The sequence below is a fragment of the Pseudoalteromonas sp. SG41-2 genome (genome assembly GCF_014164535.1).
Taxonomy (GTDB): domain Bacteria; phylum Pseudomonadota; class Gammaproteobacteria; order Enterobacterales; family Alteromonadaceae; genus Pseudoalteromonas; species Pseudoalteromonas rhizosphaerae.
The window spans coordinates 1-287 of sequence record NZ_JACJFK010000135.1; the positions used below are offsets into that span (position 1 = coordinate 1).

1 pseudogene is annotated in these 287 nt (G+C 49.8%); it reads left to right on the forward strand.

Annotated features, from left to right (window positions below):
- A pseudogene (locus H5186_RS23450) lies at positions 1-287 on the forward strand (IS21 family transposase); the annotation flags it as partial.

Consider the following 287-nt stretch of genomic DNA (forward strand, 5'->3'; position numbering starts at 1 on the left):
GACTGGCTCACCATCAATAAGGATTTAAAGCAGCACAAACATTTGACGTTGCAGTTAGTATTCGATGAAATGCGTGAGAAAGTCGCTGAGCCTTATTACAGCTATAGCCACTTCTGCCGCGCCTACCGGGAATGGGTGGGGAAACAACGGTTGTCGATGCGGCAGCATCATAAAGGTGGTGAAAAGCTGTTTGTGGATTATTGTGGCCCCACACTGACCATCACGTGCCCCACAACGCAGGAAACACGGACTGCTCAAGTATTTGTTGCCGTGCTCGGCGCATCAAA